Annotated in this window: 8 protein-coding genes, 1 tRNA gene and 1 pseudogene; 3 read left to right on the forward strand and 7 right to left on the reverse strand. The window is 74.9% G+C overall.

Annotation, left to right across the window (positions count from 1 at the left end; all coding sequences use genetic code 11):
• Positions 1 to 37: 37 nt before the first annotated feature.
• From ACSNN7_RS27625 to ACSNN7_RS27655, 7 genes are all read right to left on the reverse strand, one after another.
• On the reverse strand, positions 38 to 1,153 hold the full coding sequence (locus tag ACSNN7_RS27625) for a MerR family transcriptional regulator (protein WP_436683964.1): 1,116 nt from the start codon (positions 1,151 to 1,153) through the stop codon (positions 38 to 40).
• A 201-nt stretch (positions 1,154 to 1,354) separates the two neighbouring features.
• Positions 1,355 to 1,428 (reverse strand) — tRNA-Ala (locus tag ACSNN7_RS27630).
• A 221-nt stretch (positions 1,429 to 1,649) separates the two neighbouring features.
• A complete protein-coding gene (sepX, locus tag ACSNN7_RS27635; RefSeq protein ID WP_436683966.1) occupies positions 1,650 to 2,450 on the reverse strand; it encodes a divisome protein SepX/GlpR in 801 nt (266 codons plus the stop codon).
• Positions 2,451 to 2,627: 177 nt separating this feature from the next.
• Positions 2,628 to 3,278: a GNAT family N-acetyltransferase gene (locus tag ACSNN7_RS27640; RefSeq protein ID WP_436683968.1), complete on the reverse strand. Its 651-nt coding sequence runs from the start codon at positions 3,276 to 3,278 to the stop codon at positions 2,628 to 2,630.
• A complete protein-coding gene (locus tag ACSNN7_RS27645) occupies positions 3,275 to 4,567 on the reverse strand; it encodes a molybdopterin molybdotransferase MoeA (protein ID WP_436683970.1) in 1,293 nt (430 codons plus the stop codon). Before ACSNN7_RS27645 ends, ACSNN7_RS27640 begins: the two co-directional genes overlap by 4 nt.
• A complete protein-coding gene (locus ACSNN7_RS27650) occupies positions 4,564 to 5,517 on the reverse strand; it encodes a UTP--glucose-1-phosphate uridylyltransferase (protein WP_436683972.1) in 954 nt (317 codons plus the stop codon). The genes ACSNN7_RS27645 and ACSNN7_RS27650 overlap by 4 nt, the downstream gene beginning before the upstream one ends.
• 9 nt (positions 5,518 to 5,526) lie before the next feature.
• Positions 5,527 to 7,716: a diguanylate cyclase gene (locus ACSNN7_RS27655; RefSeq protein ID WP_436683973.1), complete on the reverse strand. Its 2,190-nt coding sequence runs from the start codon at positions 7,714 to 7,716 to the stop codon at positions 5,527 to 5,529.
• Positions 7,717 to 7,800: 84 nt separating this feature from the next.
• Between ACSNN7_RS27655 and ACSNN7_RS27660 the strand changes: the two genes are divergently transcribed.
• From ACSNN7_RS27660 to ACSNN7_RS27670, 3 genes and pseudogenes are all read left to right on the forward strand, one after another.
• Positions 7,801 to 8,454 (forward strand): 5-formyltetrahydrofolate cyclo-ligase, encoded by a 654-nt coding sequence (locus ACSNN7_RS27660; RefSeq protein WP_436683975.1) that lies wholly within the window; start codon positions 7,801 to 7,803, stop codon positions 8,452 to 8,454.
• Between the two features lie 43 nt (positions 8,455 to 8,497).
• Complete coding sequence (locus tag ACSNN7_RS27665) at positions 8,498 to 8,881, forward strand: FmdB family zinc ribbon protein (RefSeq protein ID WP_436683977.1); 384 nt, start codon at positions 8,498 to 8,500, stop codon at positions 8,879 to 8,881.
• A gap of 318 nt (positions 8,882 to 9,199) precedes the next feature.
• A pseudogene (locus ACSNN7_RS27670) lies at positions 9,200 to 9,730 on the forward strand (hypothetical protein); the annotation flags it as partial.

The following is a 9,730-nucleotide window of genomic DNA, read 5'->3' on the forward strand; positions in this document are numbered from 1 at the left end:
CCGCGGCGCTCGAGCGCCGCGGCGAGCGCGCGGTGGCTCAGGCCACGAGCAGGCGGAGGCCGAGCTCCGCCGTGTCGAGGGCGACGAGGTCGCGGTTGCGCTCGGCCCACCGGCCCGAGGAAAGGTCTTCGCGGAGTGCGCTGACCGCCCGTTGCTCAGCCTGCGGTCCGACTCTGGTCCAGACCGAAACCGCGCGCCGTACCTGCTCGTCCAGGTACGCCTCCGGCCGGCGCCAGTGTGCCTCGAAGAAACCGTCAGCGCAGTCCCACGGGACGAGCACCGGTTCCGCGCGTCCTCCGATCGCGCGGGTCAGGTCGGCCAGGGACGGCCAGCCGACGAGAAGCTCAGCGAACTCGGGCAGGTAGTCGCGGGTGAGCCAGAACCGTTGACGCCAGCCGGTGTCATCGGCGTCGTACGTGAACACCACCACGCGGCGGGCCACCCGCCGCATCTCCCGCAGCCCGGCGACCGGGTCCGGCCAGTGATGGACGGTGCTGACCGCCATCGCGGCGTCGAAGGACTGGTCCTCGAAGGGCAGACTCTCCGCAGCGGCGGCCACGCAGGGCGCCGCGCCCGGGGGACGCTGCGCCCGCATGACCGCCGAAGGCTCCACCGCCGTGACGTCGCGGTCGGGTGGTTCGTAGGAGCCGGTGCCGGCTCCGACGTTCAGTACCGTTCGGGCGTCCCCCAGCGCCTCCCAGATTTGCGCGGCGATCCGTGGCTCGGTGCGGCGCGTCGCCGGGTAAGCGGATCCGATGGCGTCGTACAACTGCGCGCCGAACACCTTCAGCTGCTCCTCCGGCGTCGTCCTGATTCCCATTGCGCGCGCCTCCAGTTCCCTGTCTATGGCCGTCACCATGGCGGCAGCGCGGTCGCGCTGGTCCATCAGCAGGCCGCGCAGTCGGCACAGGTGCGCGACCGCGTCGGTGGCCGGATCGTCGACGAGCTCCGCGATCTCCCGCAGTCCGAAGCCGAGCCGCCGGTAGGCGAGCACCTTCCGGAGTCGCTCCACGTCGTCCGCGGAGTAGGCCCGGTGCCCGGCCGCGGTCCGCGTGGACGGCTCCAGGAGGCCGATCTCGTCATAGTGGTGCAGTGTGCGGACGCTGACGCCGGCCAACTCCGCCACGCGCCCCACGGTCAGGTGCTCCTCCACGCCGCCGACTATGTGCCATGACGCCGCGTGAGGAGCAAGCGCTTCCTGTCGGCCTGATCGAATTTCCGCTCACCGGTGGCAGCGGATGCACCCGATGCCGCTGCCGCACCAGCGCGTGGACAGCCCGTCGAGCGGTCGACGGCTGCTGTGCAAGATCCCAAAAAGGCCGTCTCCGACTAGCGGAAACGGCCTTGAACTGGGTGGAGCTGAGGGGATTTGAACCCCTGACCCCCTCGATGCGAACGAGGTGCGCTACCGGTCTGCGCCACAGCCCCTCCACCGGCGAACCGGCTTCGGTCCCACCCGGCTTTCACCGGGCGGGCCGGCGCCAAGGCTAACAGGTCGACCACCCCGGCCGCGAATCCACCCCCGGCGCGGCGGCGCCGACCCACGGAGATCGACACCGGGATGCGGCATGTCGGGGCGTCCAGGCCGCCGAACACCCCGACACGCCGCAAACCGGGCACGAGCAAGCGCACACGGCGCGCCGGAGCGGTCAGGCCGGGTGGGAGGAGCCGCGGCCCGACTGGTACGGCCGGCCCCGCAGGCCCCCCGCCCGGCGGTAGGAGACCGAACCGCCCCCGCTGGCCGCCGCCGGCAGGTCCCCGGAGCGGTCCAGGCCCATCGCGGTACGGCGTACCGCCTCGCGCTGGGCCGCCAGGCGGCGCTGCGCCTCCCGGCGGGCCGCCGCCCGGCGGGCCTGCTCCCGCCGTACCTCGGCCTGCCGGGCGGCCAGCCACGCCGCCTCCCGGGCCTGCAGACGCCGCCGCCGGCGCTCCGCCACGGCCCGCTTCCGCAGGTGTACGACGTACGCGACGAGCAGGGTGCCGGTGACCGAGACGCTGATCCAGAAGCCGGGGCTGACCACGATCACGCCGACCAGTTCGACGAAGTTGAGCAGCAGCAGCGCGGCGAGCACCCGACGGCGCCGGTAGACGGCCGGGGTGTGGCGTCGGCGGGGCGGCGGCCGTCGGCGGGCCTTGCGGGGAGCCGGCGGCACGGCGCGCAGCCGGCCGGACCGGCGGCCCGGCACCGGGGGCGCGGAAACGGGAGCGCTCAGCCCGCCCGTGTTCGCGTCTTCACTGAGGGTTACGACGAGGGCGCGAGACGGGTTGACCGGCCGCCGACCCGGGACAGTACGGCGTCGCCGGCGGCGCTGGAGCACCCGCGCCGTCGACTGCGCCCGCTCCGCCACCAGCCGCTCGGTGGCGTCGTACCGGCGGACCAGCGCCGGCGCGAGGGCGAGCAGGCCGGCGGCGGCGAGGACGGCGAGGAGCACCGAGGTCGGCACCCTCACCCCTCCCGTCACCGAATTCGAGGCAACCGTCGGACCACCGCAGGATCTTCCCCGGATGGTCGTCCACGGCGCAGATCGTACGGGCGGGCAGCGCTTGCCACAGCTTGCAGTTACTTGAGGTTACGGGCCGTCGACCCTGATGCCGCCGCGCCGCGCCGATCCCGTCCGTGGGACGGCTCACCCCTGCCGCTCGCGGATGCGGCGCCAGCGGGCCAGCAGACCGCCTTCGGCGGCCACCTCCTCGCTGGTCATCGCGTATCCGATGTGGTCACGCCACGCACCGTCGATGTGCATGTAGCGTACGTGGTACGCCTCTTCGCGAAAGCCCAGCTTCTCCACCACCCGCCGGGACGGCCGGTTCTCCGGGCGGATGTTCACCTCCACGCGGTGCAGCCCGCCCGGGCCGAACGCGTGGTCCACGGCGAGCGCCATCGCGGTCGGGATCACCCCGCGACCGGCCACTCTGGAATCCACCCAGTAGCCGACGTACCCGGAGCAGAACGCCCGCCGGACGATGCTGCCCACGTTGAGGTGCCCGACCAGCCGGTCCCGGCCGTCCTCGCGGAGGCAGACCGCGAACGGCATCCCCTCGCCGATGCGCGCCGAGCGCCGCTGATCCTTGTGGACGAAGCGGAACGCGGCCGGCGAGTTGGTCTCGTCCCAGGTGCCCGGCAGGTGCGACTCCCAGGGTGCCAGCCAGGCCTGGTTGGCGCGGCGCACCGCCGACCAGGCGCCCGCGTCCGAGCGCCGGTACGGCCGCAGCACCACCGGCCCGTCGGTCAGCACCACCGGCCAGCCCGGCGCCCGCCCGAGACCGAACAGGCTCACCGGCGCCGGTCCAGCAGGAGAACGTCCACGGTGGAGCCGGCGGCGGCGGTGGTCACCCGCTCGCCGAGCACCATCAGGCCGTTCGCCTCGGCCAGCCCGGAAAGCGTGAACGGCCCACCCGGCAGCGGCTGGACCGTGTACCCGCCGCCGCGCCGCTCGGCGACGTGCGCGGGGCGGAACTCGCGCAGCCCGCCCGGGGAGGTGATGGTTTCCAGCAGGTGCGCGCGGACACTCGGCCGGAACACCGGCTCCGCCCCGGCCAGCAGGTTGATGGCCGGGCGGGCCAGCACCTCGAAGCCGATCAGCGCCGAGCCGGGCTCACCGGGAAGACACACCACCGGCACCTCCTCGGCGCCGACCGTACCGAATCCGAGCGCGGTACCGGGATAGAGCGCCACCTCGGTGAAGGTGACCGGCCCGGCCCGGCCGCCCTCCCGCCGGGACAGGATGCGGCGGACCATGTCGCCGGGGCCGGTGCCGGTGCCGCCGGTGGTGATGATCAGGTCGGCGCGCAGCGTCTGGTCCTCCAGCAGGCCGCGCAGCCCCTCCGGGTCGTCGTCGCAGATGCCCACCCGGTACGCCAGGGCGCCCACCTCGGCCGCGGCGGCGGTCAGCGCGTGCGAGTTGGCGTCCACCACCTGGCCGGGCTGGCTGCCCCGGCCGACGTCGACGAGTTCGTCACCGGTGGCCACGATGACCACCCGGGGGCTGGGCCGGACCACCACGTGCCCGATCCCGGTGGCGGCGAGGACGGCCACCAGGGCGGGCGAGACGTACGTGCCGGCGCGGGCGAGCAGGGTGCCGGCGGGCAGTTCCTCACCGGCGCGGCGGACGCCGTACCCGCGCTTGGGGGTCCGGAAGATCTCCACCGCGGCCATGCCCTGGTCGGTCCACTCCACCGGGACGACCACGTCCGCGGCCACCGGCAGCGGCGCCCCGGCGGCGACCGAGAAGCACGAGCCCGGGGTGAGCCGGACCGGCCGCCAGCTCGCTGCGCCGAGGTCGCCGACCACGTTGAGCCGCACGGTACGGCCCGACCCCCCGGAGGGGGCCGGGCCGTACCCGACGAGGTCTTCCCAGCGGGCCGCGTACCCGTCCACCGCCGCCTGGTCGAAGGCGGGGAAGGAGTGCGGCGCGACGACGTCCTCGGCGAGGACGTTGCCGTGCGCCTGGGTGAGGTCGAGGTCGAGCGGAGGCAGCGCGCGCAACCTGCGCAGCACACTGCCCAGGTAGTCGGCGAGCGGCGTCAACTCGTTCGCGGCCGCCTCGGCGTCGGCCGTCGCTGTCATGTACTAGGACCGCCCGACGCGTCGGAGTTGACGAACTCGGCCAGCCACTTGCGGAACTCACCGCCGATGTCGTCGCGCTCGGCGGCGATCTGCACCACCGTCTGGAGGTAGCCCAGCGGCATGCCGGTGTCGTAGCGGGTGCCCCGGTAGACGATCGCGTGCACCGGCACGCCCTCGTTGCGCAGCAGCTCCATCGCGTCGGTCAGCTGGATCTCCCCGCCGCTGCCCGGCTCGGTACGGCGGATCGCGTCGAAGATCCGGCCCGGCAGCACGTACCGGCCGAGGACGGCCAGGTTGCTCGGCGCCTCCTCCGGCGTCGGCTTCTCCACCATGCCGGTCACCTTGACGACCTCGCCGATGTCGGTCAGCTCCGACTCGGCCGGCTCGACCGAGGCGATGCCGTACCGCTTGGTCTCGGCCGGGTCGACCTCGAAGAAGGCCAGCACCACGCCGCCGGTGCGCGCCTGAAGCTCCAGCATGGCTGGCAGCAGCGGCTGGTCCAGCTTGACGAACTCGTCACCGAGGAGCACCGCGAAGGGCTGGTCGCCGACGTGCGACTCGGCGTACCCGACGGCGTGGCCGAGGCCGAGCTGCTCGGGCTGGCGGCGGGTGTGGATCTCGGCCAGCTCGGTGGTGCGCTGCACGGCGGCCAGCAGCTCCGGTTTCTTCGCGAGCCGTTCCTCCAGATCGGGCCGGCGGTCGAAGTGGTCCACCATGGCCGTCTTGCCGCGCCCGGTGATCAGCAGCACGTCGTTGAGCCCGGCCTGGGTGGCTTCCTCGACGATGTACTGCAGGACCGGACGGTCGACCACCGGCAGCAGCTCCTTGGGCACCGCCTTCGTCGCCGGCAGAAAGCGGGTGGCCAGGCCGGCGGCCGGGATGACAGCCTTGACCGCACGGGGACGGCCGGTTGCGGCGGCCGTTGAGGGGTTCGCTGAGTGCTCCGACATGTCGCGAGACTATCGGCCACGGCTCTGCCGCGGCGGGTGAGGACCGGAAGACGCGCCGCCCGTAGCCGCCTGGGTCACACCCGGAGCGGGCCCCGGCACGCCGACGGCGGGCCGGCCGGAGCCCTCCGCCGCCCGGCCGGCCACCGGCCCCGCCCGGGGCAGCCCGTCGTCGGGGCTGATCGCGCCGGCCGGCACCGGAATCTCCTCGGTCACCGCGTCGACGCGCTGCCCGGTGACCCGGTAGCCGTCCCGGCCGGCCGCCTTGGCCGCGTACAGCGCCTCGTCGGCGGCGTCGAGCACCTGCTGGCCGGTGCTGGCGTGGTCGGGGTAGACGGCGATGCCGATGGAGACGGTCACCGTGATCGCCACGTGCTCGTCCACCACGATCGGGGTGTCCCGGACGGCCGCGCCCAGCCGTTCGGCGACGATCGCCGCGCCCCGGGCGTCGGTCTCCGGCAGCAGCACCACGAATTCCTCGCCGCCCTGCCGGAACGCCAGGTCGACCTCGCGGATCTCCCCGCGCACCCGGCGGGCGAACTCGGCCAGCACGACGTCGCCGGCGGTGTGGCCGTACGTGTCGTTGACCCGCTTGAACCGGTCCACGTCCAGGGCGAGGATGCTCAGCATCCGCCCGAAGCGGCTGGCCCGCTCCACCTCGCGGCGCAGCGACTCGCGCAGGTAGCGGTAGTTCCACAGCCCGGTCAACGGGTCGGTCAGCGAGAGCCGTTGCGCCTCCTCGTGCACCCGGACGTTCTCCACGGCGACCGCCGCGTGCCCGGCGAAGGTGCGCAGGGTGGCCAGGTCGTCGTCGTCGAACTCCTCGCCGCCGAGCCGGTCGTAGAGGGCCAGCACCCCGACCGCCGGGTCCCGGCCCGCCGGGTCGGCGCCGGCCGGTGCGGCGAAGGGCACCGCCACGTACGTCTCGCAGCGCGGCTCCCCCGCCGGCGCCTCGCCCGGCTCGATCCGCCCACGCTGGGGCTCCCCGGTGGCGGCAACCGCGCCGATCACCCCGCTGCCGACCGGCACCCGCAGCGGCTCGGTCGCGGGCACCCGGCCCTCCAGCCCCTCGGCGCACTGCCCCACCAGCACCCCGTCCGGGTCGAGCAGCAGCACCGTGCCGGCCCGCGCCCCGGTCGCCCCGAGCGCGCTGTGCAGGATCACCCGCAGGATGCGGGGCAGGTCGTGGGTGCTGGCCAGGGTGTCACCGAGCACCGCGAGGTGCCCCCGCAGCTGGTCCCGGCTGCTGGTCAGCGCCGCCACGTAGGTGGCGGTCTCCCGGGTCATCCGGTTGAACGCCCCGGCCAGCCGGCCGATCTCGTCGCGGCTGCGGACCGGCACCCGGGCGCTCAGGTCGCCGCGGGCCACCCGGTCCACCGCGCCGGCCAGCTCCACCAGCGGCCGGGTGGTCACCCGGGCCAGCCGCCAGGCGGCCAGCACGGCCAGCACGGCGGCGAGGAGCACCGCGCCGACCAGCACCGCGGGTAGTCCGGCGGGCTGCTCCCCGGGGACGGAGAGGACGAGCGGCAGCGGCTGTCCCGCGCTCGGGCCGAGCCGGCGCACGTACCGGCCGTCGGCGGTCTCGGTGACCCGGTCGCCGTCCACCGTGCTCGCGGCCGCGAGCACCGCCTCGCGTACCCCGTTGGACTCGGTGGTGTGCGCGACCCGGCCGGGGGCGGCGGGGCCGTCGAGCAGCGTGACCGCGACGCCCGTGGCGGCGGCCAGCCGGGCGACGAACGCCGGGTCGACCACCTGGGCGGCGGCGACGGTGCCGAGCGCGACACCGGCCGGGTCACGCAGGTCGACCCGGGCGCTCAGCGCCCGCACCGGCCCGCTCGGCACCCGGTCGCCGGAGCAGTCCTGCCAGGGCGTCGGGGGCGCGCCGGGGGTGGTGTACGTCGTCGCGCCGGCCACGTCGGTGACCAGCACCGCGCCGGCCAGGCCCCGGCTGACCACCTGGGCGGCGGCGCCGGCGCGGGCGGCGGGATCGGTACGCAGCGCGACGGCGTCGGCGGCGGCCCGGAGCTGCTGGCAGAGGGCGTCCACCGAGGTGCGGACGGTCGACGCGGCGAGCCCGAGCCGTTCAATGGAGCGGCTGCGGTCGACGGCCGCGAGGGTGGTGCCGACGAAGACCGCTCCGAGCAGCACCGGGCCGAGCACCACCGCGAGGAAGGCCGCCGTCAACCGCCCGCGTAGCGTCAAGCTTCCCCCCGGAAGTTCCGCGCCCGTTCCTGCGATGCTGACACAGTGCGACCGGATGACGCGGTTTGCGCAAGGGAGTGTTGCGTGCCCGAATTTTCTGATGGAGCGCACGAGGCCAAACGCGAGACGCGCGTCGCGCTGCTCGCCCGCCGCCGGGCGCTGACCGCGCCGCAGCGGGCCGAAGCCGCGGCGCGCGTCCGGGCCGAGCTGGTCGATCTGGTACGCCGGCTGCGCCCGCGCCGGATGACCGGGTACGTGCCGGTGGGCTCGGAGCCGGGCGGCCCGGAGTTGCCGGAGGCGCTGCGCGCGGCGCTGCCCCCCGAGGCGGAGCTGCTGCTGCCGGTGCTCCGCGACGACCTGGACCTCGACTGGGCGGCGTACGACGGCCCGGGATCGCTGGTGGCGGCCGGGCGCGGCATGCGGGAGCCGGACGGTCCCCGGCTGGGCCGCTCGGCGATAGGCGAGGCGGACCTGGTGGTGGTGCCCGCGCTGGCGGTGGACCACCGGGGCCTGCGCCTGGGTCGCGGCGGCGGCTCGTACGACCGGGCGCTGGCCCGGGTGGCGGGAACAGTGCTGACGGTGGCGCTGTTGCACGACGGTGAGCTGGTCGAGGCCCTGCCCGCCCAGTCCCACGACCGCCCGGTACGCGCCGTCGTCACCCCGTCGGGCGGTCTGCGTACGCTGACCGGCGCGCCCCGTGTCGATCCCCCCACGTCCGCTGGACGAATCCGGGGGTGATGACGCACCATTGGCACTCGAAACCGTCGAGTGCCAACCGGCCGTGCCAGATCCGGAGGAGAACGTGCCCACGTACCAGTACGCCTGCACCGCGTGCGGCCACCAGCTCGAGGCGGTGCAGTCCTTCTCTGACGAGCCGCTGACCGAGTGCCCCACGTGTGAGGGGCGGCTGCGGAAGGTCTTCAACTCCGTCGGTGTCGTATTCAAGGGCTCCGGCTTCTACCGCACCGACTCCCGTTCCTCCGGCACGGAGGGCAAGGCCGGCGCCACCACCCCCAAGCCGGCGAAGTCGGACAGCGGTTCCTCCGCGGGTAGCTCGACGTCGTCGTCGAGCTCGTCGTCGACCACCTCGTCGAACGGCGGCAGCTCGTCGGGCTCGTCGAACGGCGGGGCGGCCAAGGCCCCGGCCGGCAGCACCTCCAGCTGATCTCGTACGCCACCGCCCCCGCCGCCCACCGGGCCGCGGGGGCTTTCGGCGTCCCGTGCTCCCGTGCTCGTAGGTCCGGGTCGGCGATTCGGCCGGCCGCCGGCCCTTATCGGTGGCCCTACGGAGCTGATGGCGTGAATGACTCAACCTTGCTGGGCTGATCTTCCGTAGCAGGTCGGGCGTCGACTCGGGCGTTGTCCACAAGGCCGCCGGTTGTCCACAGGCCGGTGCACAGGGCACTCCGCTGCCCGACCCTCCCGCCTAGCGTGCTGTCCGAACGCCGCGACGGCGGCCGGACAGCGAGGTGGGGTGGGCGGCATGGCGGGTGGTGACCCGGACGGGACGGCGTCCCTGCGTCCCGTGCGCTGGCTGCGCCGGCCCGGCGGCGGCACCCTGCTGCGGCTCGGGCTGGTCGCCGCGCTGCTGGGCCTCGCGATGATCGTCCTGGACTCGTCCGAGGGGTGTCCCGCTCCGGCACCGGGCTCCTCCGGCGGCGCGCTAGCGGGCGGGGCTGGACCGGCGAATGGCGCGCCGGGCGGCCCGTCAGACGGCGGCTCCCCGAACGGCGGCTCCCCGAACGGCGGCTCCCCGAACGGCGGCTCCCCGAACGGCGGCTCCCCGGACGGCGGCGGCTCCTCGAACGGCGGCGGCTCCTCGAACGGGGGCTCCTCGGGCGGAAGTGAGTCGGACGGCGAGCCATCGAACGGGGACCCGTCGAATGGCGGCTCGTCGGACGGCGGCTCGTCGAGCGGCGGCCCGTCGGGTGGTGGCCCGTCGAGCGGCGGCCCGTTGGACGGCGGCCCGTCGAACGGCTCGTCGGGGGGTGGGGTGCCGGGTGCGGGGCGGTCG

The organism is Micromonospora sp. URMC 105 (genome assembly GCF_051386295.1).
Lineage (GTDB): Bacteria > Actinomycetota > Actinomycetes > Mycobacteriales > Micromonosporaceae > Micromonospora.

Excerpts from the sequence above, each read along its gene's own strand:
- ACSNN7_RS27645 (WP_436683970.1), bottom strand. The coding sequence starts at position 4,567 with ATGACAGCGACGGCCGACGCCGAGGCGGCCGCGAACGAGTTGACGCCG.
- ACSNN7_RS27650 (WP_436683972.1), bottom strand. The coding sequence starts at position 5,517 with ATGTCGGAGCACTCAGCGAACCCCTCAACGGCCGCCGCAACCGGCCGT.